The 18,167-nt window shown below is 57.0% G+C and carries 16 protein-coding genes and 1 pseudogene (1 of these 17 cut by a window edge); 12 read left to right on the top strand and 5 right to left on the bottom strand.

Translation table 11 applies throughout. The features are described from left to right. Positions 1–48: 48 nt before the first annotated feature. The 4 genes from clpX to bolA all read right to left on the bottom strand — a co-directional run bounded on the left by clpX (position 49) and on the right by bolA (position 4,467). Positions 49–1,323 carry an ATP-dependent protease ATP-binding subunit ClpX gene (gene clpX / locus VZP09_RS02020; RefSeq protein ID WP_002891807.1) on the bottom strand — a complete coding sequence of 425 codons (1,275 nt, stop codon included), beginning with the start codon at positions 1,321–1,323 and terminating at the stop codon, positions 49–51. Positions 1,324–1,573: 250 nt separating this feature from the next. After that, a complete protein-coding gene (gene clpP, locus VZP09_RS02015; RefSeq protein WP_002891804.1) occupies positions 1,574–2,197 on the bottom strand; it encodes an ATP-dependent Clp endopeptidase proteolytic subunit ClpP in 624 nt (207 codons plus the stop codon). 308 nt (positions 2,198–2,505) lie between these two features. Further along, the gene (gene tig, locus VZP09_RS02010; RefSeq protein WP_004147333.1) at positions 2,506–3,804 is read right to left on the bottom strand and encodes a trigger factor; all 1,299 of its coding nucleotides are present in this window, start codon (positions 3,802–3,804) and stop codon (positions 2,506–2,508) included. A gap of 345 nt (positions 3,805–4,149) precedes the next feature. Then, entirely contained in the window at positions 4,150–4,467 is a 318-nt protein-coding gene (gene bolA, locus VZP09_RS02005; RefSeq protein ID WP_002891649.1) for a transcriptional regulator BolA, read from the bottom strand. A 302-nt stretch (positions 4,468–4,769) separates the two neighbouring features. On the opposite strand from bolA, the gene VZP09_RS02000 reads away from it, so the two are divergent. The 8 genes from VZP09_RS02000 (at position 4,770) to VZP09_RS01965 (ending at position 12,713) form a co-directional block, all read left to right on the top strand. Continuing rightward, a complete protein-coding gene (locus VZP09_RS02000) occupies positions 4,770–5,348 on the top strand; it encodes a lipoprotein (protein WP_002891647.1) in 579 nt (192 codons plus the stop codon). A 43-nt stretch (positions 5,349–5,391) separates the two neighbouring features. Then, complete coding sequence (gene ampG / locus VZP09_RS01995; protein WP_004178749.1) at positions 5,392–6,867, top strand: muropeptide MFS transporter AmpG; 1,476 nt, start codon at positions 5,392–5,394, stop codon at positions 6,865–6,867. A 479-nt stretch (positions 6,868–7,346) separates the two neighbouring features. Then, a complete protein-coding gene (cyoA, locus tag VZP09_RS01990) occupies positions 7,347–8,291 on the top strand; it encodes a cytochrome o ubiquinol oxidase subunit II (RefSeq protein ID WP_002891641.1) in 945 nt (314 codons plus the stop codon). Between the two features lie 19 nt (positions 8,292–8,310). Continuing rightward, the gene (gene cyoB / locus VZP09_RS01985; RefSeq protein ID WP_002891638.1) at positions 8,311–10,302 is read left to right on the top strand and encodes a cytochrome o ubiquinol oxidase subunit I; all 1,992 of its coding nucleotides are present in this window, start codon (positions 8,311–8,313) and stop codon (positions 10,300–10,302) included. Beyond that, a complete protein-coding gene (locus VZP09_RS01980) occupies positions 10,292–10,903 on the top strand; it encodes a cytochrome o ubiquinol oxidase subunit III (protein ID WP_002891635.1) in 612 nt (203 codons plus the stop codon). The genes cyoB and VZP09_RS01980 overlap by 11 nt, the downstream gene beginning before the upstream one ends. Next, positions 10,903–11,232, top strand: coding sequence for a cytochrome o ubiquinol oxidase subunit IV (locus VZP09_RS01975; RefSeq protein ID WP_002891634.1), 330 nt, complete (start codon positions 10,903–10,905; stop codon positions 11,230–11,232). Before VZP09_RS01980 ends, VZP09_RS01975 begins: the two co-directional genes overlap by 1 nt. Positions 11,233–11,243: 11 nt before the next feature. Beyond that, positions 11,244–12,131 carry a heme o synthase gene (cyoE, locus tag VZP09_RS01970; protein WP_002891629.1) on the top strand — a complete coding sequence of 296 codons (888 nt, stop codon included), beginning with the start codon at positions 11,244–11,246 and terminating at the stop codon, positions 12,129–12,131. 249 nt (positions 12,132–12,380) lie between these two features. Then, complete coding sequence (locus tag VZP09_RS01965; RefSeq protein ID WP_032438719.1) at positions 12,381–12,713, top strand: hypothetical protein; 333 nt, start codon at positions 12,381–12,383, stop codon at positions 12,711–12,713. A gap of 39 nt (positions 12,714–12,752) precedes the next feature. On the opposite strand, the gene VZP09_RS01960 is transcribed toward VZP09_RS01965, so the two are convergent. Continuing rightward, entirely contained in the window at positions 12,753–13,511 is a 759-nt protein-coding gene (locus tag VZP09_RS01960; protein ID WP_002891624.1) for an IclR family transcriptional regulator domain-containing protein, read from the bottom strand. Positions 13,512–13,663: 152 nt separating this feature from the next. On the opposite strand from VZP09_RS01960, the gene VZP09_RS01955 reads away from it, so the two are divergent. The 4 genes and pseudogenes from VZP09_RS01955 to VZP09_RS01940 form a co-directional block, all read left to right on the top strand. Continuing rightward, on the top strand, positions 13,664–14,485 hold the full coding sequence (locus tag VZP09_RS01955; protein ID WP_004178747.1) for a shikimate dehydrogenase family protein: 822 nt from the start codon (positions 13,664–13,666) through the stop codon (positions 14,483–14,485). Further along, positions 14,482–16,158 carry an FAD-dependent oxidoreductase gene (locus VZP09_RS01950; protein WP_021312307.1) on the top strand — a complete coding sequence of 559 codons (1,677 nt, stop codon included), beginning with the start codon at positions 14,482–14,484 and terminating at the stop codon, positions 16,156–16,158. The genes VZP09_RS01955 and VZP09_RS01950 overlap by 4 nt, the downstream gene beginning before the upstream one ends. Before the next feature lie 13 nt (positions 16,159–16,171). Further along, positions 16,172–16,492, top strand: coding sequence for an NIPSNAP family protein (locus VZP09_RS01945; RefSeq protein ID WP_002891541.1), 321 nt, complete (start codon positions 16,172–16,174; stop codon positions 16,490–16,492). Between the two features lie 10 nt (positions 16,493–16,502). Then, positions 16,503–18,167, top strand: a pseudogene (locus VZP09_RS01940) (FAD-dependent oxidoreductase) (it continues 32 nt past the right edge of the window).

Genomic DNA, 18,167 nt, shown 5'->3' with positions numbered 1-18,167 from the left:
GGAGATAAAATCCCCCCTTTTTGTTAACTGCTTGAGTGAAATGGTTAATTATTCACCAGATGCCTGCTGAGCTTCCGGTTTGCCGTAGATCAGCAGCGGTTTGCTCTGACCGGCGATAACCGACTCATCAATGACCACTTTTTCGACATCTTCCATCGAAGGCAGGTCATACATGGTATCCAGCAGCGCCGCTTCCACAATTGAGCGCAGGCCACGGGCGCCGGTTTTACGCGCCATCGCTTTCTTGGCGATAGCGTCCAGCGCTTCGTCGCGGAATTCGAGCTCTGCGCCTTCAAGGCTAAACAGCGCCTGATACTGCTTGGTCAGGGCGTTTTTCGGCTCTTTCAGGATCTGGATCAGGGCTTCTTCGCTCAGCTCGTTCAGGGTCGCCACTACCGGCAGACGGCCGATGAACTCCGGGATCAGACCAAACTTGATCAGATCTTCCGGCTCGACCTGAGCCAGCAGTTCCCCTTCGCTCGCTTTGTCGGACTTCGCTTTTACCGTCGCGCCAAAACCAATGCCGGAGCCGGTTTCCACACGGTGGGAAATCACTTTGTCCAGGCCAGCGAACGCGCCGCCGCAGATAAACAGGATCTTGGAGGTATCAACCTGCAGGAACTCCTGCTGCGGATGTTTACGCCCGCCCTGCGGCGGAACGGCGGCAACGGTCCCTTCGATAAGCTTCAGCAGCGCCTGCTGCACGCCTTCGCCTGAGACGTCGCGCGTAATCGACGGGTTATCGGATTTACGCGAAATTTTGTCGATTTCGTCGATATAAACGATGCCGCGCTGCGCTTTCTGCACGTCGTAATCGCACTTCTGCAGCAGTTTCTGAATGATATTTTCGACGTCCTCACCCACATAACCGGCTTCGGTCAGGGTAGTGGCGTCCGCCATGGTAAACGGCACATCCAGCAGGCGCGCCAGCGTTTCCGCCAGCAGCGTTTTACCGGAACCGGTCGGCCCGATCAGCAGGATGTTGCTTTTACCCAGCTCTACGCCATTGCTGGTATCGCCATTGCGCAGACGCTTGTAGTGGTTGTATACCGCGACCGCCAACACCTTCTTCGCCTGTTCCTGACCGATGACGTAGTCATCAAGGTGGTGGCGAATCTCGTGCGGCGTCGGCAGCGCGCTGCGCTCGCGGTGCGGCGCCACTTCTTTAATCTCTTCGCGAATGATGTCGTTACATAAATCAACGCATTCGTCGCAGATATACACGGATGGCCCGGCGATCAGCTTACGCACTTCATGCTGGCTTTTGCCGCAAAAAGAGCAATACAACAATTTGCCCGATCCATCTTTGCGTTTATCTGTCATGAGTCCAAACCTCTTTTTAAGTTCTTTGTGCCGCACACGACGACGCAAATGCCATTCTCAGGCGCAAGCCGCCATATAGCGTTGTGCCGCCCTTCATTAGTATATACACAAAATCCTTCGCGCTACATCGAGCCGGTAGCGAAGCCACCGGCCGCAAGCCTGCCAGACAAGCGGCCGAATAAAAGCCAACCGCTCGCACAGACGTGGCGAGAAGGATGAAGCGTAAAGCGGCACCCTTGCGCCTTGGGCATCAATTACGATGGGTCAAAATAGAGTCGACCAGCCCGTACTCCACGGCTTCCGCAGCAGACAGGAAGCGGTCACGCTCGGTGTCACGCTCAATCTGCTCAAGAGACTGGCCGGTATGATGCGCCATCAGCTCATTCATGCGTCCTTTCACCTTCAGGATTTCACGGGCGTGGATCTCAATATCCGTCGCCTGTCCCTGATAGCCGCCCAGCGGCTGGTGGATCATCACGCGGGAGTTCGGCAGGCAGAAGCGCTTGCCTTTCGCCCCGGCGGTCAGCAGGAACGCGCCCATAGAAGCGGCCTGCCCCATACAGATGGTGCTGACATCCGGCTTGATGAACTGCATGGTGTCATAAATCGACATCCCGGCGGTGATTACCCCGCCCGGAGAGTTAATGTACAGGTAAATGTCTTTTTCCGGGTTTTCCGCTTCCAGAAACAGCATCTGCGCCACGATCAGGTTTGCCATGTGGTCTTCGACCTGGCCGGTCAGAAAAATGACGCGTTCCTTAAGCAGACGGGAGTAGATATCAAAAGAACGTTCACCGCGTGAGGTCTGTTCAATGACCATCGGCACCAGGGCCATATGGGGTGCAAAGTTGTCTCGTTCGCCACTGTATGACATTTCCGTCTCCTGGAGTAATTTTAAAATACCTGCTGCACTGATTGTAACCTTACGGACGGATTATCAGCCACAGTTTCTATCCGCTGAATGCGTCACCGCCTCTTCAATACGCGTGCGATTGCGGATGCAGTTGCCTCNNNGGTAATGGGGATGGTGTTGCCATATTTCAAGCATAACAAGCTTTTGCTGTAACGCTATCATGGTTAATGCGTTTTCGCACCGTGCCTGTGGCTATCATTATCTTAAAAAAAAACCCGCCGCCTTTCGGCAACGGGTTTTTGCTCGAACCTTAAACGATAGCGGCGAAATTACGCCTGCTGGTTCATCAGTTCGTTGAAGGAAGTGGCTTTTTCAGACACTTTGGCTTTCGCCAGCACGGCTTCAACAGCCTGCTCTTCCAGCGCCACGTTGCGCATATTATCCATCAGCTCTTTGTTCTTGCTGTAGAACTCAACGACTTCAGACGGATCTTCGTACGCAGAAGCCATCTCTTCGATCAGGGCTTTTACGCGCTCTTCGTCAGCTTTCAGCTCGTTGGTGCGGATCACTTCGCCCAGCAGCAGACCAACAACGACGCGACGTTTAGCCTGCTCTTCGAACAGCTCGCGCGGCAGTTCCAGAGCCTGTTTCTCGTTGCCGCCGAAACGCTGAGCAGCCTGACGACGCAGCACGTCGATTTCGCTGTCGATCAGGGCAGCCGGAACGTCGATCTCGTTGGCTTTAACCAGACCTTCGATAGCCTGAGACTTCACGCGGTTACGCACAGCGCCTTTCAGCTCGCGTTCCATATTTTTACGCACTTCAGCGCGCAGGCCAGCGACGGAACCATCTTCCACGCCGAAACGTTTGATGAACTCTTCGGTCAGCTCAGGCAGTTCACGCTCTTCGACTTTCTTCAGGTTGATAACGAACTTAGCCGCTTTACCTTTCAGGTTTTCTGCGTGGTACTCTTCCGGGAAGGTCACGTCGATGGTGAACTCTTCACCCGCTTTGTGGCCTTTGATACCGTCTTCGAAGCCCGGGATCATGCGACCCTGGCCCATCGCCAGTACGAAGTCAGAGGCTTTGCCGCCTTCGAACTCTTCGCCGTCAACAGAACCGGTGAAGTCGATGGTTACGCGATCTTCAGCGTCAACCGCGCCTTCTTTTTCTTTCCAGGTCGCCTGCTGCTTGCGCAGAGTTTCCAGCATGGTATCAACGTCAGCGTCGGTGACTTCAACAACCGGTTTTTCAACTTCGATCGCGTCCAGACCCTGCAGTTCAACTTCCGGATACACTTCGAACTCTACCGCGTAGGTGAAGTCTTCGCCCAGTTTGTATTCGCCCGGAACGTAGTTCGGCGCGCCGGCCGGATTGATTTTTTCTTTGATGATCGCGTCAACGAAATGACGGCTCATCAGGTCGCCCAGCACGTCCTGGCGAACGGAAGCGCCATAGCGCTGAGCAACAATATTCATCGGCACTTTGCCTTTACGGAAGCCGTCAATGCGAACTTTTTTCGCTACGTTGACCAGCTCGCTTTTGACAGCATTCTCGATGCTGTCAGCGGCGATAGTAATCGTTACACGGCGCCCAAGGCCCTGAGTGGTTTCAACTGAAACTTGCATCTTGTTACCTCAAAAAAATCACAGTGCTCGGTCAACTCTGGAAGCGCGTGTAGGTGGCTTCGCAGAACCGGGATGCCCTCTTCAAATCAGAAACACATTCCCTGTCGTCAGAATCATCCCGAAGACATTCATATATAAGACGCGGCATTATAGCGGCATCACTTTTGTGAGTCGAGAACGGTTGTCGCCTGGTGCTGCGGCATTTTTCACATTTCCCGCTCAAATTTGCCCGCAAAAGCGCTGACTTTGCGCATTTTCCAGGCAAAACAAAACGGCCCGTAGGCCGTTTTTGCTAAATCTGCAAGCAACATACTGGAAAAGCGCCAGCGGTTGCAAATGGGATTTCTAAGCGATACTCCCTGCGCCGCGGCACGGCGGCGAAGCAAATACCGTATCCTGTAATGCTTCCCATTCTTTAATCGTGTAGGTGTGCAGCGCCAGGGCATGCACCGTATTCGACAGCTCCTCGGTTAGCGTGCCGTAGATCATACGGTGGCGATTGAGGAAACGCTCGCCAGTGAAGCGATCGCTCACTAACACCACTTTAAAATGACTTTCAGAGCCCGCAGGGACGTTGTGACGATAACTTTCATCCACGACTTCGAGATACATCGGGTCGAACGCTGCTCTAAGTTTTGCTTCGATCTGTTCACGTATCATCATGAATTTTCTCCTCCGACAACGCTGAGATGCCGCCACTCCATTTAAATGTTAGCCGCTTTTACCGCTTCCATTAGGAGAAAACAACAAAAAATTAGCATTGTTCTGATATTTTCATTCAAAAGTATCACGTTTACTGGCTCTGGTCGCCAGATCCGTCGGGGAACGAGCCATTAACCGTGGCGGGACGCTCAGAAAACCGCCAGCACGATGGATTTACACGCGTTGCCACTTCCCCTTGCCGTTGGCAATGCTATGATGGCGGTAATTTTCCTTATAACAACACCATGCGTTGAGACCTGAACATGCTTAAGAAGATTCTTTTCCCGTTGGTCGCCATGTTTATGCTGGCAGGATGCGCCACGCCGCCGACCACCATTGAAGTATCGCCGAAAATCACGCTGCCGCAGCAGGATCCAAGCCTGATGGGCGTGACCGTCAGCATCAACGGCGCCGATCAGCGTCCGGACCAGGCGCTGGCGAAAGTGACGCGTGACAATCAGCTGGTCACTCTCACCGCCTCCCGCGATCTGCGCTTCCTGCTGCAGGAAGTGCTGGAGAAACAGATGACGTCTCGCGGCTACATGATTGGCCCGAACGGCGCGGTCGATCTGCAGATCATCGTCAACAAACTCTATGCTGACGTCTCTCAGGGTAACGTGCGCTATAACATCGCCACCAAAGCCGATATCGCCATCATCGCCACCGCGGCAAACGGCACGAAAATGACCAAAAACTACCGCGCCAGCTACTCCGTTGAAGGCGCCTTCCAGGCCTCGAACAAAAACATCGCTGATGCCGTCAACAGCGTCCTGACCGATACCATCGCCGATATGGCGCAGGACACCAGCATCCACGATTTCATCAAGCAAAACGCGCGTTAATGCTATCGCGAACCCGGCCTCCGCCGGGTTCGTGCTTTATGCTATGTCCAGTCATTACTTACGCATTTTTCAGCAGCCGAAATCAGCCATTTTGCTGATCCTTGGCTTCGCCTCCGGTCTGCCGCTGGCTCTCACCTCCGGTACCCTGCAGGCCTGGATGACGGTGGAAAATATCGATCTGAAAACGATCGGTTTTTTCTCGCTCGTCGGCCAGGCCTATGTCTTTAAATTCCTCTGGTCCCCGCTGATGGACCGCTACACGCCGCCGTTTCTTGGGCGTCGTCGCGGTTGGCTGTTGACCACCCAGGTATTACTCCTGCTGGCGATCGCGGCGATGGGCTTTCTTGAGCCGGTCACCCAATTACGCTGGATGGCGGCGCTGGCGGTGGTGATCGCCTTCTGCTCGGCGTCGCAGGATATTGTGTTCGACGCCTGGAAAACCGACGTGTTGCCAGCAGAAGAGCGTGGAGCCGGCGCCGCGATCAGCGTGCTGGGCTATCGCCTGGGGATGCTGGTCTCCGGTGGACTGGCCCTGTGGCTTGCCGACCGCTATCTCGGCTGGCAGGGGATGTACTGGCTGATGGCGGCGCTGCTGGTGCCCTGCATTATCGCCACGCTGCTGGCGCCCGAACCGAGCGACGTTATCCCGGTTCCCAGATCGCTCGAGCAGGCGGTAGCCGAACCGCTGCGCGATTTTTTCGGCCGCAACAACGCCTGGCTGATTCTGCTGCTCATCGTCCTTTATAAGCTTGGCGATGCGTTTGCCATGAGCCTGACCACCACCTTCCTGATCCGCGGCGTGGGATTTGACGCTGGCGAAGTGGGAATGGTGAACAAAACCTTAGGCCTGTTCGCCACCATTCTCGGCGCCCTGTACGGCGGCGTCCTGATGCAGCGGCTGACGCTGTTTCGGGCACTGCTCATTTTCGGTTTGCTGCAGGGGGTCTCTAACGCCGGCTACTGGCTGCTGTCGATTACCGATAAGCACCTCTATTCCATGGCGACCGCGGTATTCTTTGAAAACCTGTGCGGGGGAATGGGGACGGCGGCATTTGTCGCGCTGCTGATGACGTTATGTAATAAGTCTTTCTCCGCCACCCAGTTCGCACTGCTCTCGGCGCTCTCTGCGGTCGGTCGCGTATACGTTGGGCCGATTGCCGGCTGGTTTGTCGAGGCTCACGGCTGGTCGACCTTCTATCTCTTCTCTGTCGTTGCGGCGGTGCCGGGGATTGCCCTATTGCTGCTGTGCCGGCAAACGCTTGAGCATACCCAACGCACCGCAAGCTTTATGCCGCGTAGCGAGTTCCCGCAGGCCTATGCGCTGGCGCTGGGGATCCTGACACTGGGCTGCCTGCTGCTCGCGGTGTGGCTGGCGCTGCTGATCCTCAACGCGCTGGATTATACGTCGTTCTCCTTCCTGTCCGGCCTGCTGGAGGTTGCCGCGCTCACCGCCGTCGGCGGGATTTTGTTCGGCGGCCTGCTTGACTATCTGGCGCTGCGTAAAACCCGCCTGATTTAAGGATCCAGCATCATTATTAGCCGTTGTAATTACGAAACGTAATTATAACGGCTTATTAACGCTTTTATATTGTCCGCCGCGCTATTTGTTGTTTTGTGCGTTTTTGATTTCTGGAAATTATTGACAGTTTTCGTTCGACTCTTTAAATAATTTAACCGATTCAGCTCCGGGGATTTTATTTTTCGTTTTCACAATGTCTTTTATTTGATAATTAAATGTTAAACAATTGTTCTAATTTGTGGGTGGTTATGCCCATTAGCCGCTAAGCACTCCTTTTCTTATCCCTTTCGTTATCAATCCCGCGAAAATCAGGCTTTGCAAGCGATTAAGTAACACTACGTTACATATGTGACAAACCAAGCAGAAGCCGCTAACACAGAACTGACAGAGATCCAATCATGTTTACAGTAATGCAACCTTACCGTAAAATGCCCATACACTTTAAACGCCACCAGATCCCGTGGAATTGAGGTCGTTCAATGAGACTCAGGAAATACAATAAAAGTTTGGGATGGATGTCATTAATCGCAGGTACTGTATTACTCAGTGGTTGTGATTCTGCACTCCTTGACCCAAAAGGACAGATTGGACTGGAGCAACGCTCTTTGATTCTGACGGCCTTCGGCCTGATGATGATTGTCGTTATTCCCGCCGTCTTGATGGCAGTAGGATTTGCCTGGAAGTATCGCGCGAGCAATAAAGATGCGAAGTATAGCCCGAACTGGTCACACTCCAACAAAGTGGAAGCTGTGGTCTGGACGGTACCTATTCTGATCATCCTGTTCCTGGCCGTTCTGACCTGGAAAACCACTCACGCACTGGAGCCAAGCAAACCGCTTGTCCATGACGAGAAGCCAATCACCATCGAAGTCGTATCGATGGACTGGAAATGGTTCTTTATCTATCCGGAACAGGGTATTGCTACCGTTAACGAAATCGCCTTCCCGGCGAACGTACCGGTACACTTCAAAGTGACCTCTAACTCGGTGATGAACTCGTTCTTTATTCCGCGCTTAGGTAGCCAGATTTATGCAATGGCCGGTATGCAGACTCAGCTGCACCTCATTGCTGACGAAGCTGGTACTTATGACGGTATCTCCGCTAGCTACAGTGGCCCGGGCTTCTCAGGTATGAAGTTCAAAGCGATTGCCACCCCGGATCGGGCGACTTTCGATCAGTGGGTTGCAAAAGCCAAACAGTCTCCGAACTCCATGGACTCCATGGCCGCGTTCGAGAAAGTGGCTGTGCCTAGCGAATACAACAAAGTGGAATATTTCTCTAACGTGAAACCGGATCTGTTCAAAGATGTTGTGAACAAATTCATGTCTCACGAGAGCATGAACATGTCTAAACCTGAAGGCGAGCACGCTGCTCACGACGGGATGGAAGGCATGGACATGAGCCACGCGGAAACCGCTCACTAAGGGGCCGAGGAAGAAAACGATGTTCGGAAAACTTACACTGGATGCAGTGCCCTACCACGAACCTATTATCGTGGTAACGGTGGCTGCGATTATCATTGGGGGACTGGCGCTTCTGGCAGCCATCACTTACTTCGGTAAGTGGTCCTACCTATGGAACGAGTGGCTGACTTCTGTCGACCACAAACGTCTCGGTATCATGTACGTTATCGTGGCAATCGTCATGCTGCTGCGTGGCTTTGCTGACGCCATCATGATGCGTAGCCAGCAGGTGCTGGCTTCGGCCGGGGAAGCCGGCTTCCTGCCGCCTCATCACTACGATCAGATCTTTACCGCCCACGGCGTTATCATGATCTTCTTCGTGGCGATGCCGTTTGTTATCGGTCTGATGAACCTGGTGGTTCCGCTTCAGCTCGGCGCGCGCGACGTAGCCTTCCCGTTCCTCAACAACCTGAGCTTCTGGTTCACCGTTGTGGGCGTGATTCTGGTTAACCTGTCTCTGGGCGTTGGTGAGTTCGCGCAGACCGGTTGGCTGGCCTATCCGCCGCTGTCGGGAATTGAGTACAGTCCTGGCGTAGGGGTTGATTACTGGATTTGGGCGCTGCAGCTCTCCGGTATCGGTACTACCCTGACCGGTATTAACTTCTTCGTGACCATTATCAAGATGCGCGCCCCGGGCATGACCATGTTCAAGATGCCGGTATTCTCCTGGGCATCTCTGTGCGCTAACATCCTGATTATCGCCTCGTTCCCAATTCTGACCGTCACCATCGCGCTGCTGACCCTGGATCGTTACCTGGGCACCCATTTCTTTACCAACGATATGGGTGGCAACATGATGATGTACATCAACCTGATTTGGGCCTGGGGTCACCCGGAAGTGTACATCCTGGTTCTGCCGGTGTTCGGGGTCTTCTCCGAAATCGCCGCGACCTTCTCGCGTAAGCGTCTGTTCGGTTACACCTCTCTGGTATGGGCAACCGTCTGTATTACCGTTCTGTCGTTCATCGTTTGGCTGCACCACTTCTTCACCATGGGTGCTGGCGCGAACGTAAACGCCTTCTTCGGTATTACTACCATGATTATCGCGATCCCGACCGGGGTTAAGATCTTCAACTGGCTGTTCACCATGTATCAGGGTCGCATCGTCTTCAACTCGGCGATGATGTGGACTATCGGCTTTATCGTGACCTTCTCCGTAGGTGGGATGACCGGCGTGCTGCTGGCGGTACCGGGCGCGGACTTCGTTCTGCACAACAGCCTGTTCCTGATTGCGCACTTCCATAACGTTATCATCGGCGGCGTAGTGTTCGGTTGCTTCGCAGGTCTGACCTACTGGTGGCCGAAAGCCTTTGGCTTCACCCTGAACGAAACCTGGGGCAAACGCGCTTTCTGGTTCTGGATCATCGGCTTCTTCGTGGCGTTTATGCCGCTGTACGTGCTGGGCTTCATGGGTATGACCCGTCGTCTGAGCCAGCAGATCGATCCGCAGTTCCACCCGATGCTGGTTATTGCAGCTTGCGGTGCGGCGCTGATCGCCTGCGGTATTCTGTGCCAGCTGATTCAGTTCTACGTGTCTATTCGCGACCGCGATCAGAACCGCGACCTGACCGGTGACCCGTGGGGTGGCCGTACGCTGGAGTGGGCAACCTCTTCTCCACCGCCGTTCTACAACTTCGCTATCGTTCCTCAGGTTCACGAACGTGATGCCTTCTGGGAAATGAAAGAGAAAGGTGAAGCGTACAAACAGCCTGCTCACTATGAAGAAATTCATATGCCGAAAAACAGCGGCGCCGGCATCGTGATTGCCGCCTTCGCTACGGTATTTGGTTTCGCCATGATCTGGCATATCTGGTGGATGGCGATCGCCAGCTTCATCGGCATCGTAGCGACCTGGATTATTAAGAGCTTTGACGAGGACGTGGATTACTACGTACCGGTTGCAGAAGTCGAAAAACTGGAAAAACAGCATTTCGATGAGATTAACAAAGCAGGGCTGAAAAATGGCAACTGATACTCTTGCGCATACTGCCCACGCGCATGAACACGGGCACCATGATACAGGACCGATGAAGGTATTCGGTTTCTGGATCTACCTGATGAGCGACTGCATTATCTTCGCTACGCTGTTTGCTACCTATGCCGTTCTGGTGAACGGCACGGCCGGCGGACCGACGGGCAAAGATATTTTTGAACTGCCGTTCGTTCTGGTTGAAACCGCACTGCTGCTGTTCAGCTCCATCACCTACGGCATGGCGGCTATCGCCATGTACAAAAACAACAAAAGCCAGGTGGTTTCCTGGCTGGCGTTGACCTGGTTGTTTGGCGCCGGATTTATCGGGATGGAAATTTATGAATTCCATCACCTGATCATGGAAGGCTTTGGTCCGGATCGTAGTGGCTTCCTGTCCGCGTTCTTCGCGCTGGTCGGCACCCACGGTCTGCACGTGACCTCCGGTCTTATCTGGATGGCGGTGCTGATGTTCCAGGTTTCACGTCGTGGCCTGACCAGCACTAACCGCACGCGTATCCTGTGCCTGAGCCTGTTCTGGCACTTCCTGGACGTCGTGTGGATCTGCGTGTTCTCGGTTGTCTATCTGATGGGGGCGATGTAATGAGTCATTCTACCGATCATAGCGGCGCTTCTCACGGCAGCGTGAAGAGCTACATGACAGGATTTATCCTGTCCATCATCCTGACGGTCATTCCGTTCGCCATGGTGATGAGTGGCTCCGCCTCGCATGCGGTTATCCTTGGCACCATTCTGGTGACCGCTGTGGTGCAGATCGTGGTACACCTCGTGTACTTCCTGCATATGAACAGCAAGTCCGATGAAGGTTGGAACCTGACCGCATTTATCTTCACCGTAATCATCATTGCGATCGTGGTTGTCGGCTCCATCTGGATTATGTGGAACCTGAACTACAACATGATGATGCACTAAGAGCGGCGAGTATGTTTAAGCAATACCTGCAAGTAACGAAACCAGGCATTATTTTTGGCAACCTGATCTCCGTGATCGGCGGTTTCCTGCTGGCCTCCAAAGGCCACATCGACTATCCGCTGTTCGTCTGGACGCTCCTTGGAGTATCCCTGGTGGTCGCCTCGGGTTGTGTATTCAACAACTACATCGACCGGGACATCGATCGTAAGATGGAACGGACGAAAAACCGGGTGCTGGTCAAAGGGCTGATCTCGCCAGAAGCTTCGCTGGTGTACGCCACCTTGCTGGGTATTGCTGGCTTCATGCTGCTGTGGTTCGGCGCTAACCCGCTGGCCTGCTGGCTGGGGGTGATGGGGTTCGTGGTTTATGTCGGCGTCTACAGCCTGTACATGAAACGCCACTCCGTCTACGGCACGCTGATTGGCTCACTCTCCGGCGCTGCGCCGCCGGTGATTGGCTACTGCGCGGTCACCGGTGATTTCGACAGCGGTGCGGCGATCCTGCTGGCTATCTTTAGCCTGTGGCAGATGCCTCACTCCTACGCCATCGCGATTTTCCGCTTTAAGGATTATCAGGCGGCGAATATTCCGGTGCTGCCGGTGGTGAAAGGCATTTCGGTCGCCAAAAACCATATTACGCTGTACATCGTCGCCTTTGCCGTGGCAACCTTGATGCTCTCGCTGGGCGGCTACGCCGGGTATAAATACCTGGTCGTGGCGGCAGCGGTCAGCGTCTGGTGGCTGGGCATGGCGCTGCGTGGCTATAAAGTGGCCGATGATAAAGTCTGGGCGCGTAAGCTGTTCGTCTTTTCTATCGTCGCCATCACCGCGCTGTCCGTGATGATGTCCGTTGACTTTATGGTGCCGGATTCACATAGTCTGCTGGCTTACGTGAGATAATTACGCACTCCCGTACGATCTAAAGCCCCGTATTTACGGGGCTTTTTCTTTCCTGTTTCATCATCGCTTTCTTTCTCATTTCATACTTCCCTCCCCNCCCCCGTCGCTTTCCCACTATCTTTCATATCAAAAAATGAGGAAAAATTGAGCCAGTACGCATCGGGCATCACTCGCGCCGCACGGTCCTGCGATGCTACCTTTCGCCGGGGCTCTTGCCCCTTTGGGAAATAATCACTACAAGGAATTGCAATGAAAGAGTTAACACTGAACGAAATGGAGTATATCTCCGGTGGCTTTAATCTGTTCAGCGCAGCCAGCGGCTTCGCCAGCTTTGTCGCCAACTCTGGCGTCGGCTTCACCTCTTTTGTTCTGACCTCCGGCACCGCATTTGCCTCCTTCGTCGGCGACAGCGCGATGGCGTTTGGTTCCTTCCTGACCGGACAGTCAAACTGGGAAACCTTTGTGACCGCCGGAAAGGAAAACTGGGGAAGCTTTGTTAACACCGCCGGCAACAGCTGGAATACTTTCGTGAATAACGCGGCCAGCGACTGGAACACCTTTCTGACCAAAGCGTCGGCCTAAGCGACGTCTATCTTAGGGCAGCGCCACTGGCTGCCCTGTTTAACCCACCAGCATCGCCTGCGCGCTGTAGAGCAGATCGAGGTGATCGCGGCATAACGCTTCCAGCGAAGTGCGCGATTGATGACTGGTCAGACTCAGCGCCCCCCACCAGGTCCCTTCCCTGTCGGTTAACGGCACCGCCAGCACCAGCATGCCAATCTCAAACTCCTGCTCAATGGTGGCGTATCCCTGGCGCCGTACCTGGGCGATTTTCTCCATCAGCGACGCGATATCGGTCACCGTATAGGGGGTACGTTGTTCCCGGGTTATGCGCTGCAGGACGGTCTCACACTCTGCTTCCGGCAGCGAAGCCAGCCACAGTCGCCCCCCGGCGGTACAGAAAATGGGCACCCGCTCCCCAAGCCGCACCGACGTAGAGTTGAACGGCGTATGCCGACTGCGGGCGATATAGACCAGTTCATCTTCATCCACCACCCCCACCGAGGCGTGCTCTTCGGTCCGGCTGGCGATGTATTCGACAATCGGCCGTACCATGCGAGGAAACTGCGCCGAATCGACATAGGCCTGGCCAAGCCGCAGCGTCTTTGGGGTAAGCCAGTAATAGCGCCCGTCGGTTTGCAGATAGCGCTCATGCAGGAGCGTCAGCAGAAAACGTCGCGCGGCGCTTTGCGTCAGGCCGCTCATTTTCGCCGTCTGGGCGACGGTGAGCTTTGGGCAGGTTTTGGAAAAAAGCTGAATTAGCGCCAGCCCTTTTTGTAAACCGACGATCAGATCGCGTGGATGAATGGTGTTTTGCATATTCGCTCACATTTTTGCAACATCATTATCGATTTCCTGCGATTATCGCAGCGTTCGTGCGATTAACAACCGACATGTCCGAATTCTGCGTTGTCGCTCCCAGCTTCCACTGAAATACTTTCACAACATTCATTTAACAAATGAGGTTTGAAATGGTCAGTGGAACTACCCAGGTTGTCGCCGTGATTGGTCATCCGATCGCCCAGGTGAAATCACCGGATAACTTCAACCGCTACTTTGCCGAACAGCACATGGACAGCGTCATGATCCCGGTGGATATCGTCCCGGACGCGGTGGCCGCCTACCTCAACGCCCTGCGCGGCTGGCAGAACATGACCGGCGTGCTGGTGACGGTGCCGCATAAACAACGCGCCGCCGCGCTGGTCGACGACCTCACGCCGCGCGCCCGCCGACTCAACGCCGTCAATGTGATCCGCAAGCTGGCGGATGGCCGCCTGCAGGGCGATATGCTGGACGGCGTCGGCTTTCAGCTCGCCGCCGAGGCGCAGGGTTTTCAGCCGGCAGGTAAGCAGGCGCTGCTCTCCGGTTGCGGCGGCGTCGGCAGCGCCATCGCCTGGGGACTGTGCGAGGCGGGGATCCGTCGGCTGGCCCTGCACGATCAAACCCCGGCCACCCGGCAGCGCCTGCATGACCTTCTGGCTGAGGCCTTTCCGGCGGTGCAACTGAGCGCGCTGCCAGACACCCTTTACGGCCTCGATCTACTGGTTAATGGCTCACCGGCCGGCATGGCCGGATTTGATGAGCTGCCTCTACCGCAGGCGCTTCTGGATACGCTCGACAGCACCACTCATGTGGCCGACGTTGTCACCGCCCCGGTGATGACGCCGTTGCTCACTTTCGCCGCCGCACGTGGTTGCAAAGTACAGACCGGGCCGGAAATGGCGCTGGCGCAGATGAGGCTGATGGGCCAGTTTATCGGCGCCATCCCGCAGGCGCAGGGAGCGGCGGCATGAAGAGCTGGGATGTGATCGTCATCGGCAGCGGCGCGGCCGGTTTTGCCGCCGCGGTCACCGCCTGCTGTAAAGGGCTGTCGGTGCTGATGCTGGAGAAAGCCGGCCAGTTCGGCGGCACCTCGGCCATCTCCGGCGGCGCCGTGTGGCTGCACGATACCGACCAGGCGCGCGCCGAGGGCAAAAGCGGTAGCGCCGAGGCGATGAAAACCTACCTGCGAACCATTATCGGCGAGGGCCAGTACCGCGAAGATCTTGCCGAAGCGTTTGTCAGCGCCGGGCGGGAAGCGCTGGCCTTTCTCGAGCGTGAGGGGGCAGTAAAGTACAGCCTGCGTCCGCTCTCGCCCGATTACTATCCGGATGAACCCGGCGCAGTCGACGTAGGTCGTGCGCTGGAGGTGATGGAGTATGACGGCCGTGAACTGGGGGACGCGTTTCGCGACCTGCGTTCACCGCCGCCGGGGATGCTGCTGTTTGGCGGGATGATGGTCAACCGCGTCGATATTCAACATTTTCTCGACATGCGCCGCTCGCTGCGCTCCCTGGCCCATTGCACCCGGCTGCTGCTGCGCTATGCCCGCGACCGGGTGAAGTACCCTCGTGGCACCCGCCTGGCGATGGGCAATGCGCTGATTGCCCGCATGGCGACTACGGCGCTGCGTAAAGGCATGAGCCTGCGGCTGAATGTCAATGTTCTGACGCTGTGCGAAGCGCAAGGCGCGGTCCGCGGGGTGGAGATTGAGTATCAGGGGCAAAAAGAGACGCTGCACGCCCGGCGCGGGGTGGTGCTGGCCGCAGGCGGCTTCGCCGCGGGCGCGCTGGCGGCGCGCTATCGGCCACATACCCGCGAACACTTCACCATGTCGCCGCCGGCCAACGATGGCGCCGCGCTGCATCTCGCGGCGGCGCTTAACGCTCGCGAGGGAGCCGATCGGGCCTCCAACTTTTTCTGGGCGCCGGTATCGGTGCTGACCCGGGCCGACGGCAGCGAGGAGCGCTTCCCCCATCTGGTAACCGATCGCGCAAAACCGGGCGTGATTGCCGTCAATCAGCGGGCGGTACGCTTCGTCAACGAGTCCAGCTCCTATCACCATTTCGCCAGCGCAATGCAGGATGCAGCGGAAAATGCCCCCTGTTTTTTACTCTGCGACGCCCAGGCGATGAAGCGTTATGGCCTCGGGCTGGCACGCCCGGCGCCGGTCAATAATGACGCCCTGGTCGCCGCCGGCTATCTGCACAAAGCCGATACCCTGGCCGCGCTGGCGCAACAGCTTGGTCTGGATGCCCAAACCCTGAGCGAGACGGTAGCCCGCTACAACCGCGACGCCGCGCAGGGCGTGGATCGGGAATTTGCTAAAGGCGGCAACAGCTATAACCGGGCGATGGGCGATCCGGGCCATCAGCCTGACGCCTGTAATGCCCCCCTGCTCAGCGCGCCGTTCTATGCCATCAAACTTTATACCGGCGATCTGGGGACCTCACGGGGCCTGGTCACCACCGCCGATGCCCAGGTCGTCAATACCGAAGGACACCTCATCCCGGGGCTGTACGCGGTGGGAAACGACATGGATTCGCTGATGGCCGGCACCTATCCGGGCCCCGGCATCACCCTCGGCCCGGGGCTGACGTTTGGCTATCTCGCCGCCTGCCATCTGGCACAACACTCCACCCACTAATCAGGAAAACATCATGATCTACGAAAAACGCACGTACACCATCAATCCGCTGAAAATGGCCGACTGGCTGGCGCTGTACCAAAGCGATGCCCTGGCGGTGCAAACCGACCATCTCGGCCAGCTAATCGGCTTCTTTTTTACCGAGATCGGCGTGGTCAATCAGGTAGTGCACATCTGGGCTTATGAAAGCCTGGACGATCGTCTGGTGCGCCGCGCGCGGATGGCCCAGGACGAACGCTGGCAGACCTTCTCGCGTAAAAATCGCGAACTGGCCGCCGTGGAACGCCTCGAGTCGGTGCTGATGCGCCCCACCGCTTTTTCACCTCTGCAGTAAGGAGTCCAACATGAGCGGGCCTGTGAAGGTGGATGTGCTGGTGGTCGGCTCCGGCGCCGCGGGGCTCTCTGCCGCGGTGACTGCGGCGATGCACGGCGCCAGCGTCATGGTGGCGGAGAAAGCGTCAGTGCTCGGCGGAACCAGCGCCTGGTCCGGCGGCTGGCTGTGGATCCCCCGCAACCCGCTGGCGCGGGCGGAGGGCATCGACGAAGCAGCCGACGCGCCGCTGACCTATCTGCAGCATGAGATGGGGGGCGAAGCCGCCGATATTCGTCTGCAAACCTTCCTGCGTTACGGGCCGGAGATGGTGGAATTTTTCCATCAGCGGACGGCGGTGCAGTTTCTCTCGGGCAGCGCCATGCCGGACTTTCACCCGTCGCCGGGTGCGGCGAACGGTGGGCGGTCGGTCACCGCGCAACCCTACGATGGCCGCCTGCTCGGCGACTGGCTCCATCGCCTGCGTCCGCCGCTGGAAACCATTAGCCTGGGCGGGATGGGCATCGCCGGCGGCGCGGATATGGCGCATTTTTTCAATGCCACCCGCTCGCCGCGCTCCGCGCTGTATGCTGCCCGCCGCCTGCTGCGCCACGGCTGGCAGCGGCTACGCGCCGGACGGGGGCAGCATCTGGTCAATGGCAATGCGCTGGTCGCCCGTCTGCTGCGATCCGCCCTCGACGCCGGCGTGCGTTTTCAGCTCAATGCCCCGGTGGTCCGGCTGCTGCAGGGTCCGCCGGGCGTGTCCGGCGCGGTGTTGCGCAGCGACGGCGGGGAGATTCACGTCGAAGCTGGCGCCGTGGTGCTGGCCTGCGGCGGTTTTCCCCACGATCGCCAGCGGCTGGCGCAGGTGGTGCCTCACGCTGCGGAGGGTTACGGCCATTTCTCCGCCGCACCGCCGGACAATCAGGGCGAGGGGATCAGGCTTGGCGAATCCGTCGGCGGCCAGTTCGACACTTCCCTGCGCCACCCGCTGGCCTGGGCGCCGGTGTCCCGCGTCACTCTGGCCAGCGGCCAGCAGCTAATGTTTCCTCATCTGGTGGAGCGCGCCAAACCCGGGGTGATCGCCGTCCTGCCCAACGGCAAACGTTTTGTTAACGAGGCCGACTCTTATCATGACTTTATCGCCGCCCTGCTGGCGGCCACACCCGCGGGCGACACGCCGCAGGCCTGGCTGCTGGCCGATCGTCGCGCGCTGCGTCGCTACGGCCTGGGCCACGCCAGACCGTTCCCGTTCACCCCCACCGCCTGGCTGCGTACCGGCTATCTGCAGCGAGGAAACACCCTGGCGGAGCTGGCGAAGCAGTGCGCTATCGACGCCAATGCGCTGGCGGAAACCGTTCAACGCTTTAACCACTTCGCCAGCACTGGCGAAGACGTCGATTTTCACCGCGGGGCATCAGCCTATAACCGCGCCCAGGGTGACCATCAGGTGACGCTCGGACCGCTGCGCGAAGGGCCGTTCTACGCGGTGCGCATTCTGCCCGGCTCGCTGGGCACCTTCAGCGGATTGCAAACCGACGAACACGCCCGGGTGCTGGATGAACAGCAGCAGCCGATACCGGGTCTGTACGCCATCGGCAACGACATGTCGAGCGTGATGCGCGGCTATTACCCCAGCGGAGGGATCACCCTCGGGCCCGCCATGACCTTCGGCTATCTGGTGGGTAAAAACCTGGCA

It is taken from the genome of Klebsiella sp. EMBS2024 (assembly GCF_036233805.1).
GTDB lineage: Bacteria > Pseudomonadota > Gammaproteobacteria > Enterobacterales > Enterobacteriaceae > Klebsiella > Klebsiella pneumoniae.
This window is presented reverse-complemented; position numbering and strand designations above follow the sequence as displayed.

Excerpts from the sequence above, each read along its gene's own strand:
- clpX (WP_002891807.1), bottom strand. The coding sequence starts at position 1,323 with ATGACAGATAAACGCAAAGATGGATCGGGCAAATTGTTGTATTGCTCT.
- clpP (WP_002891804.1), bottom strand. The coding sequence starts at position 2,197 with ATGTCATACAGTGGCGAACGAGACAACTTTGCACCCCATATGGCCCTG.
- tig (WP_004147333.1), bottom strand. The coding sequence starts at position 3,804 with ATGCAAGTTTCAGTTGAAACCACTCAGGGCCTTGGGCGCCGTGTAACG.
- bolA (WP_002891649.1), bottom strand. The coding sequence starts at position 4,467 with ATGATGATACGTGAACAGATCGAAGCAAAACTTAGAGCAGCGTTCGAC.
- VZP09_RS02000 (WP_002891647.1), top strand. The coding sequence starts at position 4,770 with ATGCTTAAGAAGATTCTTTTCCCGTTGGTCGCCATGTTTATGCTGGCA.
- ampG (WP_004178749.1), top strand. The coding sequence starts at position 5,392 with ATGTCCAGTCATTACTTACGCATTTTTCAGCAGCCGAAATCAGCCATT.
- cyoA (WP_002891641.1), top strand. The coding sequence starts at position 7,347 with ATGAGACTCAGGAAATACAATAAAAGTTTGGGATGGATGTCATTAATC.
- cyoB (WP_002891638.1), top strand. The coding sequence starts at position 8,311 with ATGTTCGGAAAACTTACACTGGATGCAGTGCCCTACCACGAACCTATT.
- VZP09_RS01980 (WP_002891635.1), top strand. The coding sequence starts at position 10,292 with ATGGCAACTGATACTCTTGCGCATACTGCCCACGCGCATGAACACGGG.
- VZP09_RS01975 (WP_002891634.1), top strand. The coding sequence starts at position 10,903 with ATGAGTCATTCTACCGATCATAGCGGCGCTTCTCACGGCAGCGTGAAG.
- cyoE (WP_002891629.1), top strand. The coding sequence starts at position 11,244 with ATGTTTAAGCAATACCTGCAAGTAACGAAACCAGGCATTATTTTTGGC.
- VZP09_RS01965 (WP_032438719.1), top strand. The coding sequence starts at position 12,381 with ATGAAAGAGTTAACACTGAACGAAATGGAGTATATCTCCGGTGGCTTT.
- VZP09_RS01960 (WP_002891624.1), bottom strand. The coding sequence starts at position 13,511 with ATGCAAAACACCATTCATCCACGCGATCTGATCGTCGGTTTACAAAAA.
- VZP09_RS01955 (WP_004178747.1), top strand. The coding sequence starts at position 13,664 with ATGGTCAGTGGAACTACCCAGGTTGTCGCCGTGATTGGTCATCCGATC.
- VZP09_RS01950 (WP_021312307.1), top strand. The coding sequence starts at position 14,482 with ATGAAGAGCTGGGATGTGATCGTCATCGGCAGCGGCGCGGCCGGTTTT.
- VZP09_RS01945 (WP_002891541.1), top strand. The coding sequence starts at position 16,172 with ATGATCTACGAAAAACGCACGTACACCATCAATCCGCTGAAAATGGCC.